This window comes from Duganella phyllosphaerae, from assembly GCF_001758785.1.
Taxonomy (GTDB): domain Bacteria; phylum Pseudomonadota; class Gammaproteobacteria; order Burkholderiales; family Burkholderiaceae_D; genus Rugamonas; species Rugamonas phyllosphaerae.
In genome coordinates, this window is the sequence record NZ_LROM01000072.1 from 111,804 (window position 1) to 132,643 (window position 20,840).

Sequence of the window (20,840 nt, forward strand, 5' to 3'; positions counted from 1 at the left end):
CCGGGCCGGGGTGCAGGTCAGAAACCGCTACCCATCTGGAACTGGAAGCGTTCCAGGCGGTCGGTCGGCTTGGCGTTCAGGGGCTTAGCATAACTCAACTTGAGCGGGCCCACCGGCGAGATCCAGCTGATACCGAGGCCGGCCGAGTAGCGCAGCTGCGAGTAGCGCAGCTTCTCGCCTTCCTGGTACACCTGGCCAGCATCGAGGAAGCCGAACCAGCGCAAGCTGCGGTCCTTGCCCGAACCGGGGAACGGCAGTTGCAGCTCGGCGTTGCCGATCACGCGCGCGGCGCCGCCCAGGGCATCGCCGTAGCGGGAATCGACCGCACCCAGCGACGAACTCTCGTAGCCGCGCACCGAACCGATACCGCCGCCGTAGAAGTTCTTGAACACCGGGTACGGCGTGTCGCCGAGGCCGCGGCCGTAATCGAGCTCACCCTTGAGCGCCAGCACGGTCTTCCAGATCATCGGCTTGTAGTACTGGTGCTCGTAGATGGCGCGGTAGTATTTCTGCTTGCCGATCACGTCCAGTTCGAGGTTCAGGCGCTGGTAGCGGCCGATCGACGGCGTCAGGCCCGAGTCGCGGCTGTCGCGCGACCATGCCAGCGTGAGCGGCACGGCGTTGGTCTCGGCCTTGCCGATGCCGGACGGATTGCCGGTGACGTCGGTCACGTATTGCTGGAACCGGGTCGGCGAGGTCGAGTCGGTTTCGATCGACGAGCGCTCGAGGCCGATACCGAGGAACACGGTGTCGGTTTCCGAGAACGGTACGCCATAGCTGATGCGGCCGCCCTTTTGCTTGATGGTGTAACTACCGATGTTGAGCGCAGGCGGACGCTGGGTACGCAGGTACACCTCGTACGAACGCGAAATGCCGTCGTCGGTGTAGTACGGGTCGAACTGCGAGAACGAAATCGTGCGGCTGTACTTGGAGGTGTTCAGCTCCATGCCCACGGTGGTGCCCGAGCCGGCGAAGTTGGCCTGCTGGATCGCCGCCTGGAACGTGAATTTTTCCGATTGCGAGAAAGCGCCGCCGATGGTGAAGTTACCGGTCGGTTTTTCCACCACGGTGAGGTTGACGTCAACCTGGTCGGAAGTGCCCTGCGCTTCCGGCGTATCGATCGTCACGTCCTTGAAGTAGCCGAGGCGGTCGACGCGGTCGCGCGAGAGCTTGATCTTGTTGGCGTCGTACCAGGACGATTCGAACTGGCGGAACTCGCGGCGGATCACTTCGTCGCGCGAGGTGGTGTTGCCGGCGATATTCATGTGGCGCACATAGGCACGCTTGCCCGGATCGATCATGAAGGTAAAGCTCACTTCACGCTTTTCCTGGTTGATGTCCGGGTTGGCGTTGACGTTGGCGAAGGCGTAGCCGAACGTGCCCAGGCGATCGGAGATCAGCTTGTTGGTGGCGGTGAGCAGTTCGCCCGAATACACCGAGCCCTTGCGCAGCAACACCAGCGAACGCAGCTCGTCCTCGCGGCCGAAGGTCTCGCCCTCGAACTTGATGTCGGCAACGTTGTACTTCTCACCCTCGGTGATGTTGATGGTGATGTAGATGTCTTTTTTATCGGGCGTGATCGAGACCTGGGTGGAATCGATGTTCATCTCGATGTAGCCGCGATTGAGGTAGAACGATTTGAGCGACTCGATATCGCCGGTCAGCTTGGTCTTGGAATACTGGTCGGCCTTGGTGTACCAGCTGAACCAGCCGCCGGTGTTGAGCGCCAGCTGTTCGCGCAGTTCCTTGTCCGAGAAGACCTTGTTGCCGATGATGTTGATCTGCTTGATCTTGGCGATTTCGCCCTCGTCCACCGCGAACGTGATGTTGACGCGATTGCGTTCGAGCGGCGTGACGGTGGTGACCAGCTTGACGCCGTACAGGCCGCGCGACAGGTACTGGCGCTTGAGTTCCTGCTCGGCGCGGTCCACGGACGCCTTGTCGAAGATCTTCGCTTCGCCCACGCCGATGTCTTTCAGCGCCTTGACCAGCACGTCCTTTTCGAATTCCTTGGTACCGGTGAATTCCACCTTGGAGATGGCCGGGCGCTCTTCGACCAGCACTACCAGCACCTGGCCGTCCGCTTCCAGCCGCACGTCCTTGAAGAAACCGGTGGCATACAGGGCCTTGATGGCGCTGATACTCTTATCGTCGTTGAAGGTCTCGCCCACGCGCACCGGCAGGTAGCTGAAGACCGTACCGGCTTCCGTCCGCTGGATGCCCTCGACGCGGATGTCCTTGATCACAAAGGGTTCGATCGCCATGGCGTTGCCGGCGCAAAGCGCCAATACAGCGGTGCCGATCAGACTGCGGCGCATGGAAGATGGAGTAATACGGTCAGAATATAATTTCATCGGGGTTATTCAATGTCTCATTCAACGAACTACGTGTAACCATGTAACTGTTAGTTATTACTGCAACCGGGTGGTTTATATATTCTTACATGAGCCTGGTGATGTCGTTAAATACCGCCAGCACCATCAATGTCATCAATAAACCGATGCCGATACGCTGGGCAAATTCCGCCACGCGCTCGGACACGGGTCGCCCGGTTAAAACTTCCAGCGAATAATACAGCAAATGCCCCCCGTCTAGAACGGGAATCGGTAGCAAATTCATTACGCCCAGGCTGATACTGATGAAGGCAATGAAGCTTAAATAACTGGCCACGCCCATGCGTGCAGTCTGGCCGGCGTAGTCGGCAATTGTAATCGGACCGGTGACATTCTTGAGCGACGCTTCGCCGGTGACCATCTTGCCGATCATCTTGAGCGTCATCGCGCAGGTATCCCATACCCGTTCGATCGCCTTGCCCAGCGCCGCGACCGGGCCCGAGGGCACGGTGATCATATCCGGCTGCAAGGCAACGTAAGCGCCGATCTTACCGACTGTTACAGCTTGCTTACCCGACTTTTCGCCGTCCGCGCCTTGCAGTGCTTCGGCCTGCGGCGTGACCGCCAGCGTGCGCACCTCGCTGCCACGCTCGACATTGACCTGCATGGTCTTGCCAGGCGCCGCACGGACCAGGTTGATGAAGGCGATACCGTCCTGCACCGCCACGCCATCGACGCTTTTGAGCAGGTCGCCCGCTTGCAGCCCGGCGCGCTCGGCGGCGCCGCCCGGCAGCACTTGCTGCACTACCGGCGACGGCCGCGAGACATCGATGCCGAGGCTGCCGACGATGTCGCCTTCGAGGTCGAGCGCGGCCATGGTCGCAGCCGGCACCACGGCGGTAATGTGACCATAGCCGTAACGTTCCACGGCCAGGCTGGCCTGGCGCTTGTCAACGGCCGCCTGCATCAAGTTCCAGCGCAGTTCGGACCAGGCCGAAACCGGCTCGCCGTTGACGGCCGTGATGCGGTCGCCGCTGCGCAGGCCGGCAATGGCGGCGGGCGTGCGGTCGGCGTCCTGGCCGGCGGGCGCGCGCACGCTGATCTTGCTGGCCGGCTCCTGCACGCCATGCATGTACAGGCCGGCGAACAGCACGATGGCGACCAGGAAATTGGCCAGCGGGCCAGCGGCCACGATGGCGATGCGCTTCCAGACATTCTGGCGCGTAAACTCGCGCGCCAGGTCTTCTTTCGGAATACTGGCCAGGTCGCCTTCGCGGGCGTCGAGCATTTTGACGTAGCCGCCCAGCGGCAAGGCCGAGATGGCCCACTCGGTCTGGTCAGGACCGAAGCGGCGCGACCACACGACTTTACCCATGCCCACCGAAAACCGCAGCACTTTCACACCGCACCAGCGCGCCACCAGATAGTGGCCAAGCTCGTGGATCGTGATCAGCGAGCCGAGGCAGACGGCAAAGGCCAGGATGGTGGTCAGGAAATTCATTGAACGAGTCCGGCAATCACGGCTTCAGCGGCCACGCGGGCAGCGCCATCCTGGGCCATCACGATGTCGATGCTGTCGGCAGCGCCATGCGGCAACTGGTCCACCACTTGCGCGATCACGCGGTCGATCTGGCGGAAGCCGATCTTGCGGTCGAGGAAAGCCTGCACCGCCACTTCGTTGGCGGCGTTGAGCAGCGCCGGCGCCGTGCCGCCGGCGCGCAAGGCGTCGAACGCCAGCGCCAGGCACGGAAAGCGCGCATAGTCGGGACGGTGGAATTGCAGGGTGGCGATCTCGGTAATGTCGAGCTGGGCCACGCCGGACGCGATGCGTTCCGGGTAAGCGAGCGCGTGGGCAATCGGCGTGCGCATGTCCGGGTTGCCCAGCTGGGCCAGCACCGACCCATCGACGTAAGACACCATCGAGTGGATCACCGACTGCGGGTGGATCACCACCTCGATGCGGTCGGCCGGGGCGCCGAACAGCCAGTGCGCCTCGATCACTTCCAGGCCCTTGTTCATCATGGTGGCCGAATCGACCGAAATCTTGCGGCCCATCGACCAGTTGGGGTGCTTGCAGGCCTGCTCGGGTGTGACATCCTCGAGGGTGGCAACGTCGCGCGTGAGGAACGGCCCGCCGGACGCGGTGAGCAAGATCTTGGCGACGCCGGCGCCGGCATCGCGCACGGCCGGCATGCGTCCGCCAAATTGCGGCATGGCCTGGAAAATGGCGTTATGTTCGCTGTCGATCGGCAGCAGGATGGCGCCCGATTCGGCCACGGCATCCATGAACAGCTGGCCGGACATGACCAGCGCTTCCTTGTTGGCCAGCAGGATTTTCTTGCCGGCGCGGGCTGCGGCCAGGGTTGGCGCCAGGCCGGCGGCGCCGACGATCGCCGCCATCACGCTGTCCACTTCGGGCGCCGACGAAATCGCACACAGCGCAGCTTCGCCGTATTCCACCTCGGTGTTGACGTTGGCGGCGCGCAGCAGCGCGGCAAGGCGCCCTGCCGCCTCGGCGGTGCCGACCACCGCACGCTGCGGTTTGAAGGCGATACATTGCGCAGCCAGCGCATCGACGCGGCTGTGCGCGGACAAGGCATAGACAGCGTAGCGCTCGGGATGACGGGCGAGCACGTCCAGCGTGGACACGCCGATCGAACCGGTGGCGCCAAGGATGGTGATGCGTTGCATAAGGAGTTCTTTCAGAGCCAGGCCGAGATCAGTGCGGCGATCGGCAGCACGGGGATCAGCGCATCGACACGGTCGAGCACGCCGCCATGGCCGGGCAGCAGGTTGCTGCTGTCCTTGATGGCCGCACGGCGCTTGAGTTGGGATTCGAACAGGTCGCCAATCACGGACGCGGCTACGATCAGCAGCAGCGCCACGATGGTCACGCCCCAGCCGAAGCGCGCCTGCAGGCGCACGGCAAAGGTGTCTTGCAGCCACGGCACGCCGCCCGCCGCAACAATGGAAATGATGGCGATGACCAGCACGGCGATACCGCCGCCGATCGCGCCTTCCCACGATTTGCCGGGCGAGATGGTGGGCGCCAGCTTGCGCTTGCCGAAGGCCTTGCCGGAGAAGTAGGCGCCGATATCGGCAATCCACACCAGCACCAGCACCGACAGCAGGTACACGGGCGAACGCAGGTACAGGCCGACGATGGCGAAGAAGCAGACGAACACGGCAAAACTGAAGGTCAGCGCCATCGACCAGTTGGCGGCCGTGCCCAGCTGGGGCAAGCCCAGGCCCAGCGACGGCGCGTAGCGGATCAGCCAGAGCAGCGAGGCGATCGCGTACAGCGCGGTTGCGGAACCGGGCTGGGCCTTGTACAGCAGCGCCACGAACAGCAGCGCGCCGACGATGCCGGCAATGCGGGCCGGGCTGTCTTTCAGGCCGAACATGCGCGCACCTTCCCAGATGGCCGCGCCGAGGAACAGCGTAACGACCACGGCAAAGGCGGGGAAATACTGGAAGAACAGGACTGGCAGCAACACCGCCAGCAAGACCAGAGCGGTAATAATCCGTGTTTTCAGCATCAGTTTTTCTTTTCTGCCAGTTGCGCGCCGGTGCGGCCGAAGCGGCGTTCGCGGTGCTGGTAGGAGGCGATCGCCTCGTCGAGGCGCTCGATCGAAAAATCGGGCCAGTACGTGTCGGTGAAGAACAGCTCGGTGTACGCGAGTTGCCACAACAGGAAATTGGAGATGCGCTGCTCGCCGCCGGTGCGGATGAACAGGTCGGGCTCCGGCGCGTACGCCATGGCCAGGTGCGGCGCCAGCTGTTCCTCGGAAAAATCGGTGGCGCCGGGATGGGCGGCAACCATCTTGCCCACGGCCTGCATGACGTCCCAGCGGCCGCCGTAGTTGGCGCAGATGGTGACCGTCAGGCTGGTGTTGTTGGCGGTCTTGCGCTCGGCGTTGGCGATCATGGTGCGCAGCTTGTCGTCGAAACGGGTCAGGTCGCCCACCACGCGCAGGCGGATGTTATTGGCGTGCATCTTGGACACTTCGCGCTCGAGCGCGGTCATGAACAGGCGCATCAGGAGGGACACTTCCTCTTCCGGGCGGCGCCAGTTTTCGGAACTGAAGGCAAACAGGGTGAGGTACTCGATGCCGCGGTTGATGCAGGCCTCGACCACGTTGCGGACCGCTTCGACGCCCTTGACGTGACCGGCGACGCGCGGCAAAAAGCGCTTGGTGGCCCAGCGGCCGTTACCGTCCATGATCATGGCGACATGACGCGGCACCTGCGGTGCGTCCGGGACCTCGGTAGTCGAACTCGTATATTTCATGAAAGCTTTGCTGCCAAAGGAATAAAGTATTGCAGGTGGAACGGAAAAAGACAAGACGCCAGCGCCAACTTGCCATTCGCTGGAGCGCGAATGACAAGGTGGTCGCTGGCGCCTCGGCGTGAAGGGTTAAACCGTCAGGACTTCTTTTTCCTTCTCCGCCACCATCTTGTCGATGTCGGCGATGAACTTGTCGGTCAGCTTCTGCACATCATCGACAGCACGACGCTCGTCGTCTTCCGAGATGGTTTTGTCCTTGACCAGCTTTTTCAGCGATTCGTTACCGTCGCGGCGGATGTTGCGCACGGCAATTTTCGCGTCTTCGGCTTCGCTCTTGCACAGCTTGACCATTTCCTTGCGGCGTTCTTCGGTCAGCGCCGGGGTGGGCACGCGAATCACGTCGCCCTGCGCCGACGGGTTCAGGCCCAGGTCGGCGTCGCGGATGGCTTTTTCGATGGTGGCAGCCATGCGCTTTTCGAACGGCTGCACGCCGATGGTACGGGCGTCGATCAGGTTGATGCCAGCCACTTGCGACAGCGCGGTCGGCGAACCGTAGTACTCGACCATGACATGGTCGAGGATGCCGGTGTGGGCGCGGCCGGTGCGGACCTTGGCCAGGTCGGCGCGCAGGGTTTCCAGCGATTTGGTCATGCGCTCTTGCGCATTCTTTTTAACGTCAGCTACGGACATTGCTGCTCTCCTGTATACGGATGGTGTAAATCTTAAACGTGAACCAGTGTACCCTCATCCTCGCCCATGATCACGCGCATCAGCGCGCCGGGCTTGGTGATCGAGAACACCTTGATCGGCAGTTTCTGGTCGCGGCACAGCGCAAAGGCGGTGGCGTCCATCACTTGCAGATTGCTGGCGATCGCTTCGTCGAAGCTGATCTTGTGGTACAGCGTGGCGTTCGGGTCTTTCTTCGGATCGGCAGTGTACACGCCATCGACCTTGGTTGCCTTCAGAACGATTTCGGCGCTCATTTCCGCACCGCGCAGGGCGGCCGCGGTGTCGGTGGTGAAGAACGGGTTGCCGGTGCCGGCGGCGAACACGACAACCTTGCCTTCTTCCAGGTACTGCAGCGCTTTCGGGCGCACATACGGCTCGACCACCTGCTCGATGCCGATCGCCGACATCACGCGCGCGGTGATGCCGACGTGGCGCATGGCGTCAGCCAGGGCCAGGGCGTTCATGACGGTGGCCAGCATGCCCATGTAGTCGGCGGTGGCGCGGTCCATGCCCTGGGCGCCAGGGGCGACACCACGGAAGATGTTGCCGCCGCCAATGACGATCGCCAGTTCCACGCCCAGTTTCGCGACCTCGGCCACGTCAGCCACCATCCGCTCGATGGTGCTGCGATTGATACCGTACGCGTCGTCGCCCATCAGCGCTTCGCCGGACAGTTTGAGGAGGACACGCTTGTAGGCTGGTTTGGACATGAGACGGGGCTCCTAAATATGGTGGGTTGGGGGGGCTGCCGGCGCCTATCATACCTTGAGACGACGGCGGCAGCGCGACTGTTGCTTTAGAATTAATATTACAGGGTCAGGCTAAAAAAACGGGCCTCGCGGCCCGTTTTTTAACTTGCAGGGTGATTAACCCTGGATCGCGGCCATTTGAGCGGCCACTTCTGCTGCGAAGTCGTCTACCTTCTTCTCGATGCCCTCGCCCACCACGTACATGGTGAACGATTTAACCGTGGTAGCTTTTTCTTTCAGCATCTGCTCGATCGATTGCTTGTCGTTTTTCACGAAAGCCTGGTTCAGCAGCGATACTTCTTTCAGGTACTTCTGTACCGAACCTTCCAGGCGCTTGGCGACGATGTCGGCAGGCTGTACTGGCTTGCCGGCAGCAACGGCTGCGGCGGCATCTTCATCGGCCTTCAGTTTCGCCACCGAACGCTCTTTTTCGATCAGTTCGGCTGGCACGTTGTCCGACGACAGCGCGACTGGCTTCATCGCGGCGATGTGCATGGCAACGTCTTTACCGACCTGTTCGTCGGCGCCGTCGAACTCGACGATCACGCCGATGCGCGCGCCGTGCAGGTACGACGCCAGCTTGGCGGTGGTTTCAAAACGCTGGAAGCGACGGATCGACATGTTTTCGCCGATTTTGCCGATCAGGGCAGCGCGCACTTCGTCCAGGGTCTGGCCGTTGCCAGCTGGCAGGGCCAGCAGGGCAGCGACGTCGGCCGGGTTGTGTTCGGCTACCAGCTTGGCAGCGTTGGCGGCCAGGGCCAGGAAGTCGTCGTTTTTCGCAACGAAGTCGGTTTCCGAGTTCACTTCCACCAGGGCGCCTACGCCGCCGTTGATGAAGCTGGCAACCACGCCTTCGGCGGTCACGCGCGACGATGCTTTCGATGCCTTGCCGCCCAGCTTGACGCGCAGGATCTCTTCAGCACGACCCATGTCGCCTTCGGCTTCGGTCAGTGCTTTTTTGCATTCCATCATCGGCGCGTCGGTTTTCGCGCGCAGTTCGCCTACCATTGCTGCTGTAATCGCTGCCATGTGTTTTCTCCTGTTGTTCGGTATTCGGGGGATGGGGAACCGTTATGGCTCTAACCCATTGATGTTAAAAAAAAGGGGGAGCTGGTGGCCACCCCTTTTTCTTTCAGCCAGCATGAAGGGAATGTACCCCTCAAGCCAACTTCAAACAATTAAGCTTGCTCGACTTCGACGAATTCGTCGCCGGCGGCGGCTTTAACCATTTCAACTACTTCGTTACCGGCAGCAGCACGGCCTTCCAGGATCGCGTCGGCAACACCACGTGCGTACAGGGTGATTGCTTTCGACGAGTCATCGTTACCTGGAATGACGAACTTCACGCCTTCTGGCGAGTGGTTGGTATCGACCACGCCGATAACCGGGATGCCCAGTTTTGCGGCTTCGGTGATGGCGCCCTTGTGGTAGCCGACGTCAACGACGAAGATTGCGTCAGGAACGCCGCCCATGTCCTTGATGCCACCGATTGCTTTTTGCAGCTTGACGATTTCGCGTTGGAACATCAGCGCTTCTTTTTTCGACAGCTTCTCAACCGAACCGTCTTCAACCTGGGCTTCCATGTCTTTCAGACGCTTGATCGAGGTTTTGATGGTTTTGAAGTTGGTCAGCATGCCGCCGAGCCAGCGCTGGTCAACGAAAGGAACGCCTGCGCGTGCAGCTTCAGCAGCGATGATGTCGCGTGCCTGGCGCTTGGTGCCGACCATCAGGATGGTGCCACGGCTTGCAGCTACTTGCTTAACATGCTTCATCGCTTCTTGATACATACCCATCGTCTTTTCCAAGTTGATGATATGGATCTTGTTGCGGTGACCGAAGATGAACGGTGCCATCTTTGGGTTCCAGAAACGGGTTTGGTGACCGAAGTGGACACCGGCTTCCAGCATTTCGCGCATAGTTACGGACATTTTTTAACTCCAGGGTTGGGTCTGGAATCCGACCAGTGACCCGGTTGTTACGCCAGGCACCCTTGTCGATCGGATTCGAGTTTATTAACGAAAATAAGTGATTTTTTACTGCATTGCTCAAAGCGGATTCAAGCAACCCGAGATTATATCCCCGAACGTGGTTTCCTGGCAAGCGCCGCTCGCCCAGCTCCCCTGCGCCACATCCTGGTGCACCCTCACATCGCCACGCACCAATCTGTTGCGCAAATGAGCGATGACGCACCAAAACATGACTTTCGTCAAAAATAAATATACAAAGGTAATTTCCTTGTAATATTATCCGGGAACCAACTAAGTTACCATATTATAATTACTGTTGGCAATATTTCACCATTGCTACAGTTGCCGTTTCTGGAGACACCCATGTCCGCCCTGTTCGCCATTGCCCTTGCCGCCGCTGCCGCCACCACGCCGGTCGACTGCTCCTGGGACAACCCCGGCGCCAATCCCTACACTGGCACGGCGCAGGCGGCAGTCGACCGCTACAAGGACTTGCCGGAAAAAGTGCGCACCAGGCTCAAGTACCGGCTGCAATACGGCAACCCGGACGAAATGGTGGCCATCAAGCGCGACGCCATCGAGGGCAAGCATCGCTACGGCGCCGCCATCCGCGACATGCATTTTGGCAAAGACAAGGTGTGCGGCACGGTCAGCCGCGCCAAGTGGAGCGCCGCGCGCGTCGAGCCCGGCGCCGTGTATTGCGCCGACAGCCACTGCATCCTGGTGCCCGAGATCTGCGGCAACGTCAGCCGCATCACCCGGCGCGATACAGATGAGCCCACCGCGATGGCCCCCACCGCCATGCCAACACCGGAACGCGAACTGGAAACGACGACGGTATTCGACTGGACCGACCACGTCGGCACCTACGAGCTCGGGCTTTACGATGCGCAGGAGCAACAAAGGGCGGAGACGCCGCCCTTGCTGAGCGGCGCGTCAAACTTCCCGCTACCGGGCTGGGAGCCGCTCTCCGGATACCCCACCCGCGCGCCGTTGAAGCCACGCCAGCTCGGCGGCATCACGCCCCCGCGCGAAGATGTGCCGGTCGCGGCGGTACCCGAAGCCGAAACCTGGGCCATGCTGCTGGTCGGCCTGGGCCTGATGGGTTGCATCGCGCGCCGCCGCCGGCGCGACTCTTAGTTCTTAGTTCTTAGTTCTTAGTTCTTAGTTCTTAGTCTTAGCCTGGCCGGGGCCACCGGCCCGACAACCTGCCAACCCGCGCACGCGTCGTCTATAATTCCACACTATTAGCAAACAGCGAGCAGACCCAGGTCCGCTTGCTGTCCGCGCTCGTTCCGCACTCCTCCATAGAATACCCAGCTTAACTATGTCCATATCCATCAAATCCGCCGAAGACATCGAAGGCATGCGCATTGCCGGCCGCCTCGGCTCCGAAGTGCTCGACTACATCACGCCGTTCGTCAAGGCCGGCGTGACCACCGGCGAACTCGATCGCCTGTGCCACGAATACATGACCAATGTGCAAGGCACCATCCCGGCGCCGCTCAACTACAGCCCGCCCGGCTACACGCCCTACCCCAAGGCCATCTGCACGTCGGTCAACGACGTCATCTGCCACGGCATCCCCGGCGACAAGGTCCTGAAAAGCGGCGACTCGGTCAACCTCGACATCACCGTCATCAAGGACGGCTACCACGGCGACAACAGCCGCATGTTCCTGATCGGCGAGCCGTCAATCATGACCAAGCGTCTATCCGAAATTACCTACGAGTGCATGTGGCTCGGCATCGCGCAGGTGAAACCGGGCGCCCACCTCGGCGACATCGGCCACGCCATCCAGCAACACGCCGAAAAAGCCGGCTACAGCGTGGTGCGCGAGTTCTGCGGCCACGGCATCGGCAAGGTATTCCACGAAGAGCCGCAGGTGCTCCACTATGGCAAACCGGGCACGCTGGAAGAACTCAAGGCCGGCATGATCTTCACCATCGAGCCGATGATCAACGCCGGCAAGCGCGAAATCCGCGAAATGGGCGACGGCTGGACCATCAAGACCAAGGACCGCAGCCTGTCGGCACAGTGGGAACACATGATCCTGGTGACCGAGACCGGCTACGAAGTGCTCACGCTGTCGGCCGGCAGCCCGCCGCCGCCAGCCTTCATCACCAACGCCGCCAAGTAAAACTCCATGGACAAGGAAATCCGCGAACGCCTCAAAGCGCAGCTGAAAGCCGAACGCCAGGTCATCATCGGCACGTTCCGCACTGATGGCATGCCGGAAAAGCTGCTGCGCAGCCTGCGCCAGAGCGTGGACGCGGTGCTGACCGAAGCCTGGCACCATGCGCGCCTGCCCGCCAACACGGCGCTGGTCGGCGTGGGCGGCTACGGCCGCGGCGAGTTGTTCCCGTATTCCGATGTCGATCTCCTGATCCTGCTCGACCACGCGCCCGACGCGGCCACCACCGAAAAGCTCGAAGGACTGGTGCAGCTGCTGTGGGATCTCGGCCTGGAAATCGGCAGCAGCATCCGCACCGTCGATGAATGCCTGTCCGAGTCGAAGGCCGACATCACGGTGCAAACCAGCCTGCTCGAGGCGCGCCTGATCTGCGGCGACGAGCCGCTGTTCGAGCAGCTGCAGGCGCGCTACAGCGCGGCCATGGACCCGCAGGCCTTCTTCCAGGCCAAGCTGCTGGAAATGCGCCAGCGCCACGCCAAGTACGAAGACACGGCCTTCAGCCTGGAGCCGAACTGCAAGGAAAGCCCGGGCGGCCTGCGCGACTTGCAGGTGATCCTGTGGCTGGTCAAGGCGGCGGGCCTGGCCAACTCGTGGCGCACGCTGGCCACCAGCGGCCTGGTGACGCAAGCCGAAGCCAAGGGACTGATGGAAAAAGAGCGCGCCTTCAAGGATATCCGGGTGCGCCTGCACCTGCACGCGGGGCGGCGCGAAGATCGCCTGGTGTTCGATGTGCAGACGGCGATTGCCGAGTCGCTGGGCCTGGAAAACACCGGCGCGGGCGTGGAGATGCGCCGCGCCAGCGAATACCTGATGCAGCGCTACTACTGGGCCGCCAAGGCAGTTACCCAGCTCAACACCATCCTGCTGCAAAACATCGAGGAACGGCTGTTCCCGCGCGAAGAGCACGCGGTGCAGATCAACGCCCGCTTCAACGACGTCAACGGCCTGATCGACATGCGCGACGACGACACGTTTACCCAGACGCCGTCGGCCATCCTCGAAATTTTCCTGTTGATGACCGAGCGTCCTTCGCTCAAGGGCATGACCTCGCGCACCATGCGCGCGCTGTGGAACGAGCGGTTCCTGATCGACGCCGCCTTCCGCGCCGATCCGGCCAACCGCGCGCTGTTCCTGCGTATTTTGCAGGCGCCCAAGGGCATCATCCACGCGCTGCGGCGCATGAACGACCTGTCGATCCTGGGCCGCTACCTGCCCAACTTCCGCAAGATCGTCGGCCAGATGCAGCACGACCTGTTCCACGTGTACACGGTGGACCAGCACATCCTGATGGTGGTGCGCAATATGCGCCGCTTCTCGATGGCCGAACACGCGCACGAATACCCGTTCTGCAGCCAGCTGATGGCCAACTTCGGCCAACCCTGGCTGCTTTACCTGGGCGCGCTGTTCCACGATATCGCCAAGGGCCGTGGCGGCGACCACTCCACCCTGGGCCGCGTCGATGCCGAACAGTTCTGCCGCGACCACGGCATGAACGACGCCGACACCGAACTGGTGTCGTTCCTGGTCGAGCACCACCTCGACATGTCGCAGGTGGCGCAAAAGCAGGACCTGTCCGACCCCGACGTGATTGCCGCCTTTGCCCGCAAGGTGGGCGACGAACGCCATCTGACCGCGCTGTACCTGCTGACGGTAGCCGACATCCGTGGCACCAGCCCGAAGGTGTGGAATGCCTGGAAGGCCAAGCTGCTCGAGGACCTGTACCGGATCACCCTGCGCGTGCTGGGTGGCCAGCCGCACAGCGCCGACCACGAACTGCAAAACCGGCAGCAGGAAGCACTGGCCACGCTGCGCCTGTACGGACTGGCGCCGGACGCCCACCTGGCGTTCTGGAAGCAGCTCGACGTCGCGTACTTCCTGCGCCACGACGCCTCCGACATCGCCTGGCAAACCCGCGCGCTGTACGACAAGTTCAACAGCGAGCAGCCGGTGGTCAAGTGCCGCCTGGCGCCGATTGGCGAAGGCCTGCAGATCGCCGTGTACCTGCGCGACCAGCCCGACCTGTTCGCGCGCATCTGCTCGTACTTCGACCGCAAGAACTTCAGCATCCTCGACGCCAAGATCCACACCACGCGCCACGGCTACGCGCTCGATACCTTCCTGGTGACCGAGCAGAATTTCGCCAAGAGCTACCGCGACATCATCAACCTGATCGAGCACGAACTGTGCGGCGCCCTCACCCACCCCGAGCCGCTGTCGCCGCCGGGCAAGGGCCGGCTGTCGCGCCTGTCGCGCACGTTCCCGATGCAGCCGACGGTCGATCTGCGCCCGGACGAACGGGGCCAGTACTACCTGCTGTCGATCGCCGCCAACGACCGCGCCGGCCTGCTGTACGCGATCGCCAACGTGCTGGCCAAGTACCGCCTCAACCTGCACACGGCCAAGGTGATGACCCTGGGCGAGCGGGTGGAAGACGTGTTCCTGATCGATGGCGCCGCGCTGGGCAACCCGCGCAACCAGCTGCAACTGGAAACCGACCTGCTCGACGCCATGAAGGTCTAGCACGCAGGTCGTCAACTATCACTTTATAAAGAGCATCATGTCAGAAGAATTATTACGCCTGTCCAAACGCATGTCCGAACTGGGCCTGTGCTCGCGCCGCGAAGCCGACGAATGGATTGCGCGCGGCTGGGTGCGCGTCGATGGCAAGGTGGTGTCCGAGCTGGGCACCAAGATTTATCCGAGCCAGCGCGTATCGGTCGAGCGGCAGGCCGCCGCCGAGCAATCGAAGCGCGTCACGGTGCTGATCAACAAGCCGATGGGCTATGTGAGCGGCCAGGCCGAAGACGGCTACCAGCCGGCGGTGGTGCTGATCAAGCCGGAAAACCGCTGGGCCGAAGACCCGTCGCCCGAGCAGTTCCATCCGACGCAATTGCGCTCGCTGGTGCCGGCCGGCCGCCTCGACATCGACTCGGTGGGCCTGCTGGTGCTGACGCAGGACGGCCGCGTGGCCAAGCACCTGATCGGCGAGACTACCGACGTCGACAAGGAATACCTGGTGCGCGTCGAATACACCAAGCCGGGCAAGCTGCCCGACAGCGACCTGAAAAAACTCAACCACGGCCTGTGGATGGATGGCAAAGCCTTGCAGCCGGCCAAGGTGCGCTGGCAGAACGACGACCAGCTCAGTTTTACCCTGCGCGAAGGTAAAAAACGCCAGATTCGCCGCATGTGCGACATGGTGGGCTTGAAAGTGATCGGCTTGAAACGCGTGCGCATCGGCAAAGTCAAGCTCGGCGATCTGCCGGTCGGCGAGTGGCGTTACCTGCGTCCCGACGAACAGTTTTAAGCAATTTTGCACAACCGGTCAAAAAAACTTGCCAAAACGCAAGCCAAATGCAGCAATAAAATATACACTGTGCGATCCGACCCCGCACAGTGACGTTAGTGAAGAGATATGCCGTCGTGAACGATCCTATACCGAATGACATGCGCCGTGGGCCGCCGCTGCTGAAAGACGCGGTGGAACCGATGCCGCCCGGCTCCCAGCCGCATGAAATGAGCGACGAGCATGACATTGCGGAAGCGCTGTCGTTGCTGGCGCAAAATGGCGACCCGGTGTCGATCCATCCGGCATCGAGCACGAACGTGGTGCTCGGCCGTATCCTGTCGGTTCATCCAGAACTGCCCCACTTCACTCTCGAATTGAACGAGGGCGAATTCATTCCGCCCGGCGAAGCGACCTTTGTTGCCTGGCTGCGCTCGTCCAAGATGCAGTTCAAGCTGGCCTACGACAACTGGACTCCTGTGCCGGACCAGCCGACCATCATTCCGCTCGACTTCCCGCTGCGCTGCCAGGTGCTCAACCGGCGCTCGTCGACGCGGCTGGAAACCCCGCTCGGCATCTACTACATGGCGTCGTTCGTGTTGAACGGCAAGCCGTACGAATTGCAGCTCTACGATTTTTCCGCCGGCGGCGTGGGCATGCGCGCGCCCCCGCGCGATACCGTGGGCCTGCACGTGGGCCGCAAGCTGCAGCGGGTGCGGCTCGAACTCGGCCCCGATACGGTGATGATCGCCGACCTCGCAGTACGCCTGTCGCGCACTTTCCGCTCGTTCCTGCTGGGCGAGCAGGTGCAGATCGGCTGCCAGTTCATCAACCTGTCGCCGGCAATGCAGGAAGAACTGACACGCAAACTGCAGGAACTGAACGCCACCCGCCAGCGCTAGCCACGTTTTACCTGGGCACGCTTTTTGCTTGATAGTTCGTCATGACGACAAGCGAAACTGCGACCGAACCCGCCCAGCGCATCATCAAGATCCGCCGCGACTACAACACCTGGGTGGCCAGCGAAACTATCGAAGACTACGCGCTGCGCTACACGCCGCGCTCGTTCCGGCGCTGGTCGATCTTTCGCGTCTCGAACACCGCGTTCGGGGCCATCTCGTTCCTGGTTCTGGAGGCCATCGGCGGCACCATCGCCGTCAACTACGGTTTCGTCAACGCCCTGTGGGCGATCCTGGCCGTGGGCCTGATCATCTTCGCCACCGGCCTGCCGATCAGCTACTACGCCGCCACCTACGGCGTGGACATGGATCTGCTGACGCGCGGCGCCGGCTTCGGCTACATCGGCTCGACCATCTCGTCGTTCGTCTATGCGTCGTTTACGTTCATCCTGTTCGCGCTGGAAGCGGCCATCATGGCCTATGCACTGGAACTGTATTTCGGCCTGCCGCTCTACCTCGGCTACCTGGTCAGCGCGCTGGTGGTGATCCCGCTGGTCACCCACGGCGTGACCCTGATCAGCCGCATCCAGATGCTCACGCAGCCGGTGTGGCTGATCCTGATGGCGCTGCCCTTCATCGCCATCCTGCACAAGCAGCCCGAGTTGCTGCCGCAGCTGTTCGACTACGCCGGCCAACACGGCCAACCGGGCCAGCACGGCCGCTTCAACATGCTGGCCTTTGGCGCTGCCACGGCGGTGGGCGTGGCGCTGATCACGCAAATCGGCGAGCAGGTGGACTTCCTGCGCTTCATGCCGCCCAGGACACCGCAGAACCGCTGGCGCTGGCACTTCGGCGTGCTGATCGCCGGCCCGGGCTGGATCCTGCTCGGCATCGCCAAGATGCTCGGGGGCGCATTGCTGGCCTTTCTGGCCATCCGCGCAGCCGTGCCGCTCGAGCAGGCGGTCAATCCCACCCACATGTACCTGACCGGTTTCGGCCTGGTGTTCGAGCATCCGCAACTGGCGCTCCTGGCCACCACCGTGCTGGTGGTGATCTCGCAGATCAAGATCAACATGACCAACGCCTACGCCGGCTCGCTGGCGTGGTCGAATTTTTTTGCGCGCCTCACGCACAGCCACCCGGGCCGCGTGGTGTGGGCCGTGTTCAATGCGCTGATCGCCGTGCTGCTGATGGAACTGGACGTGTTCCAGGCGCTCGACCAGGTGCTGGGGCTGTATTCCAACATCGCCATCTCGTGGATTACCGCTGTGGTGGCCGACCTGGTGATCAACAAGCCGCTGGGGCTGAGCCCCAAGGGCATCGAGTTCCGCCGGGCCTATTTGTACGACATCAACCCGGTGGGCGTCGGCGCCATGGTGCTGGCGTCGATGCTGTCGGTGGCTGCCTTCATGGGTGCATTCGGCGTGCAGGCGCAGGCATTTTCGGCGTTTATCGCACTGGTGACCGCCTTTATCACTTCGCCGCTGATCGCGCTGGCCACGCGCGGCAAGTACTACACGGCGCGCGCGGCGCCGCAGGTCCAGTCGCGCACCTGCGTGATCTGCGAAAAGGAGTACGAGTCCGAAGACATGGCGCATTGCCCGGCCTACCAGGGCTCGATCTGCTCGCTGTGCTGCTGCCTGGACGCGCGCTGCAACGACGCCTGCAAGCCCCACGCGCGCGTGTCCGCCCAGTGGCAGCAAGCGATGCGCGCCATGCTGCCGCAAGCGACCTGGCGCTACCTGAGCAACGGGCTCGGACACTACCTGCTCCTGATGATCGTCACCGTGCTGTTCCTGGGCGCTTTGCTGGGACTGTTGTATTACCACGAGCAGTCGGTGCTGCCGGACGCCACGCTGCTGCCGCAACTGCGGCTGGCCTTCGTAAAAGTGTTTGCCGCACTGTTGCTGGCCTCGGGCATCGTGGCCTGGTGGCTGGTGCTGACCAGCGAAAGCCGGCGCGTGGCGCAGGAGGCGTCGAACCGCCAGACCGGGCTGCTCACGCGCGAAATCGCGCTGCACAACGAGACCGACGCCCAGCTGCAGCAGGCGCGCAAGATCGCCGAAGAAGCGCGCAAGACCGCCGAGCAGGCCAACCAGGCCAAGAGCCGCTACATCGCCGGTATCAGCCACGAGATCCGCACGCCATTGAACGGCATCCTCGGCTACGCCCAGCTGCTCGACAACGACCCGGCCATTCCCGCCCACCGCCAGCAGGCCGTGCGGGTGATCCGCAGCAGCGGCGAACACCTGCTGTCGCTGATCGAAGGCACGCTCGATATCGCCCGCATCGAAGGCGGCAAGCTGACCTTTGCCACGCGCGAGATCGACTTCCCCGAGTTTATCGGCCAGCTGGTGCGCATGTTCGAACTGCAGGCCGCCAACAAGGGCTTGAGCTTCCGGTACGAACTGACCGGGGCCCTGCCGCGCGTGGTGCGCTCCGACCGCAAGCGCCTCGGGCAAATCCTGATCAATGTGCTGGGCAACGCGGTCAAGTTCACCAGCGCAGGCAGCGTGACGATGCGGCTGCGCTACGCGCGCGAAATCGCCTCGTTCGAGATCGAAGACACCGGCCCCGGCATCCTGCAGGAAGAACTCGACCACATCTTCGAACCGTTTACGCGCGGCAGCGCCAGCGCCCAGGCCAATGCCGGCGGCACGGGACTGGGGCTGCCGATCTCGCGCATGCTGACGCAACTGATGGGTGGCGAGATGCGCATCCGCAGCACTGTTGGCGCCGGCAGCACCTTCCACGTGCGGCTGTTCCTGCCCAGCGTGCACGTGGCCGGCAAGGCGCTGGCCGAGACGCTGGCGCCGCCGCGCCAGCGCAACGGCTATCTGGGCCCGCGCCGGCGCGTGCTGGTGGTCGACAACGAGCAGGTGGACCGCGAACTGCTGGTCGATATCCTCACGCCGCTGGGCTTCGAGGTGGCGCAGGCCGCGTCGGGACTGGAAGGCATCGACCTGCACGCGTCGTTCGAGCCGCACGTGGTGCTGATGGACTTGGCCATGCCCGGCATGGACGGTTGGGAAACCAGCTACGTGCTGCGCCGCCGCCATAATTCGCAAGCCCCGATTGCCATCGTCTCGGCCAACGCCTTCGACAAGGGCATGGACAACGCGGCCGGCATCACCGCCGACGACTTCATCGTCAAGCCGGTCAATATCGCCGAACTGCTCGACTGGCTCGGCCGCCGCCTGGCGCTGGAGTGGACCACCGTGGAGCCTGCGGCAGCGCCGGCCGCATCACCATCCGCGGCGCTGGTGCTGCCGCCGGACGAACACCTGTCCGCGCTGGCGGAGCTGGTGCGCATCGGCTACGTGCGCGGCATCAAGGCGCGGCTCGACGAGATCGATGCGCTCGATACCCGCTACCGCGCCTTTACCGACATCCTGCGCGGCCACGCCGCGCGCTTCCAGCTGGACCTGATGGCAGAATTTATCCGAAAGAGCAAAGACCATGAACTTTAATCCTGCGGCACCGGGCATCGTCCTGGTGGTGGACGACGTGCCCGAGAACCTGGCCGTGCTGCACGACGCGCTCGACGAATCGGGCTACACCGTGCTGGTGGCCAACGGCGGCGAAGTGGCCCTGATCCGCGCGGCCGAGGCGCAGCCGGACATCGTCCTGCTCGACGCCATGATGCCCGGCATGGACGGTTTCGAGACCTGCCGCCGGTTGAAAGCGAACCTGGCCACGCGCCACATCCCGGTCGTGTTCATGACCGGGTTGACCGAGTCGGAGCACGTGGTGGCCGCCTTCGAAGCGGGCGGCAACGACTACGTGACCAAGCCGGTGCGCACCAGCGAAGTGATGGCGCGCATCGCCGCGCATCGCCAGACCGCACGCCTGATGGACCAGGCCCGCAGCGCGCTGGACGCCTTCGGCAATGCGGTGATCGCCATGTCGCCGCAGCACGGCAAGATCGTCTGGCAAACGCCGCTGGCGCGCACGCTGATGCAAGGTTACGCGGTGGAGAAGGAATTGCCGGAATGGCTGGCGGCGACGCAGGAAGCGCACGCCAGGGGCCAGGCGCACCCGCCGCTGACCTTGTTACGCGGCGCCCGGCGGCTGATCTTTTCGGCGGCTGAATACAGCGAAGACGAACAATGGATGATCGTGCTGCGCGAAGAATCGGACACGGCCCAGATCGAAAAACTGATGGCGGCCTTCAAGCTGACGCAGCGCGAATCGGAAGTGTTGAACTGGCTGGTCAAGGGCAAGACCAACCGTGATATCGGCGAAATCCTCGGCACCAGCCCGCGCACCGTCAACAAGCACCTGGAACACGTGTTCGTCAAACTGGGGGTGGAGACACGCACCTCGGCCGCCGCGCTGGCCATCACCAAGCTGCATGGCACAGGGCGCGGCGAAGAGGTGGTTTAAAGTTTAAAG

At 62.7% G+C, this 20,840-nt stretch carries 16 protein-coding genes; 7 read left to right on the plus strand and 9 right to left on the minus strand.

Annotated elements, in window-relative coordinates:
- Positions 1 to 17 precede the first annotated feature (17 nt).
- From bamA to rpsB, 9 genes are all read right to left on the minus strand, one after another.
- Complete coding sequence (gene bamA, locus DUPY_RS09610) at positions 18 to 2,354, minus strand: outer membrane protein assembly factor BamA (protein ID WP_070247599.1); 2,337 nt, start codon at positions 2,352 to 2,354, stop codon at positions 18 to 20.
- Positions 2,355 to 2,439: 85 nt separating this feature from the next.
- Positions 2,440 to 3,834 carry an RIP metalloprotease RseP gene (gene rseP, locus DUPY_RS09615; protein ID WP_070247600.1) on the minus strand — a complete coding sequence of 465 codons (1,395 nt, stop codon included), beginning with the start codon at positions 3,832 to 3,834 and terminating at the stop codon, positions 2,440 to 2,442.
- A complete protein-coding gene (gene ispC / locus DUPY_RS09620) occupies positions 3,831 to 5,024 on the minus strand; it encodes a 1-deoxy-D-xylulose-5-phosphate reductoisomerase (protein WP_070247601.1) in 1,194 nt (397 codons plus the stop codon). Before ispC ends, rseP begins: the two co-directional genes overlap by 4 nt.
- An 11-nt stretch (positions 5,025 to 5,035) precedes the next feature.
- On the minus strand, positions 5,036 to 5,872 hold the full coding sequence (locus tag DUPY_RS09625; protein WP_070247602.1) for a phosphatidate cytidylyltransferase: 837 nt from the start codon (positions 5,870 to 5,872) through the stop codon (positions 5,036 to 5,038).
- Entirely contained in the window at positions 5,872 to 6,624 is a 753-nt protein-coding gene (gene uppS, locus DUPY_RS09630; protein ID WP_070247603.1) for a polyprenyl diphosphate synthase, read from the minus strand. Before uppS ends, DUPY_RS09625 begins: the two co-directional genes overlap by 1 nt.
- 126 nt (positions 6,625 to 6,750) lie before the next feature.
- Positions 6,751 to 7,311 carry a ribosome recycling factor gene (frr, locus tag DUPY_RS09635; RefSeq protein ID WP_070247604.1) on the minus strand — a complete coding sequence of 187 codons (561 nt, stop codon included), beginning with the start codon at positions 7,309 to 7,311 and terminating at the stop codon, positions 6,751 to 6,753.
- Between the two features lie 32 nt (positions 7,312 to 7,343).
- A complete protein-coding gene (gene pyrH, locus DUPY_RS09640; protein ID WP_070247605.1) occupies positions 7,344 to 8,060 on the minus strand; it encodes a UMP kinase in 717 nt (238 codons plus the stop codon).
- Between the two features lie 156 nt (positions 8,061 to 8,216).
- On the minus strand, positions 8,217 to 9,128 hold the full coding sequence (tsf, locus tag DUPY_RS09645) for a translation elongation factor Ts (protein ID WP_070247606.1): 912 nt from the start codon (positions 9,126 to 9,128) through the stop codon (positions 8,217 to 8,219).
- Positions 9,129 to 9,277: 149 nt separating this feature from the next.
- Positions 9,278 to 10,027, minus strand: coding sequence for a 30S ribosomal protein S2 (rpsB, locus tag DUPY_RS09650; RefSeq protein WP_019919692.1), 750 nt, complete (start codon positions 10,025 to 10,027; stop codon positions 9,278 to 9,280).
- 402 nt (positions 10,028 to 10,429) lie between these two features.
- On the opposite strand from rpsB, the gene DUPY_RS09655 reads away from it, so the two are divergent.
- The 7 genes from DUPY_RS09655 to DUPY_RS09685 all read left to right on the plus strand — a co-directional run bounded on the left by DUPY_RS09655 (position 10,430) and on the right by DUPY_RS09685 (position 20,831).
- Positions 10,430 to 11,206, plus strand: a complete 777-nt coding sequence (locus tag DUPY_RS09655; protein ID WP_070247607.1) for an MHFG family PEP-CTERM protein — start codon at positions 10,430 to 10,432, stop codon at positions 11,204 to 11,206.
- A gap of 187 nt (positions 11,207 to 11,393) precedes the next feature.
- Entirely contained in the window at positions 11,394 to 12,206 is an 813-nt protein-coding gene (gene map / locus DUPY_RS09660) for a type I methionyl aminopeptidase (RefSeq protein ID WP_070247608.1), read from the plus strand.
- A gap of 6 nt (positions 12,207 to 12,212) precedes the next feature.
- A complete protein-coding gene (locus DUPY_RS09665; RefSeq protein WP_070247609.1) occupies positions 12,213 to 14,780 on the plus strand; it encodes a [protein-PII] uridylyltransferase in 2,568 nt (855 codons plus the stop codon).
- Between the two features lie 37 nt (positions 14,781 to 14,817).
- Positions 14,818 to 15,567: a pseudouridine synthase gene (locus tag DUPY_RS09670; RefSeq protein WP_208600019.1), complete on the plus strand. Its 750-nt coding sequence runs from the start codon at positions 14,818 to 14,820 to the stop codon at positions 15,565 to 15,567.
- Positions 15,568 to 15,776: 209 nt separating this feature from the next.
- Positions 15,777 to 16,448 carry a flagellar brake protein gene (locus DUPY_RS09675; RefSeq protein WP_070247636.1) on the plus strand — a complete coding sequence of 224 codons (672 nt, stop codon included), beginning with the start codon at positions 15,777 to 15,779 and terminating at the stop codon, positions 16,446 to 16,448.
- A gap of 41 nt (positions 16,449 to 16,489) precedes the next feature.
- Positions 16,490 to 19,915, plus strand: a complete 3,426-nt coding sequence (locus DUPY_RS09680) for a hybrid sensor histidine kinase/response regulator (RefSeq protein WP_070247611.1) — start codon at positions 16,490 to 16,492, stop codon at positions 19,913 to 19,915.
- Positions 19,905 to 20,831: a response regulator transcription factor gene (locus tag DUPY_RS09685; protein ID WP_070247612.1), complete on the plus strand. Its 927-nt coding sequence runs from the start codon at positions 19,905 to 19,907 to the stop codon at positions 20,829 to 20,831. The genes DUPY_RS09680 and DUPY_RS09685 overlap by 11 nt, the downstream gene beginning before the upstream one ends.
- The last annotated feature ends 9 nt before the right edge of the window (positions 20,832 to 20,840 follow it).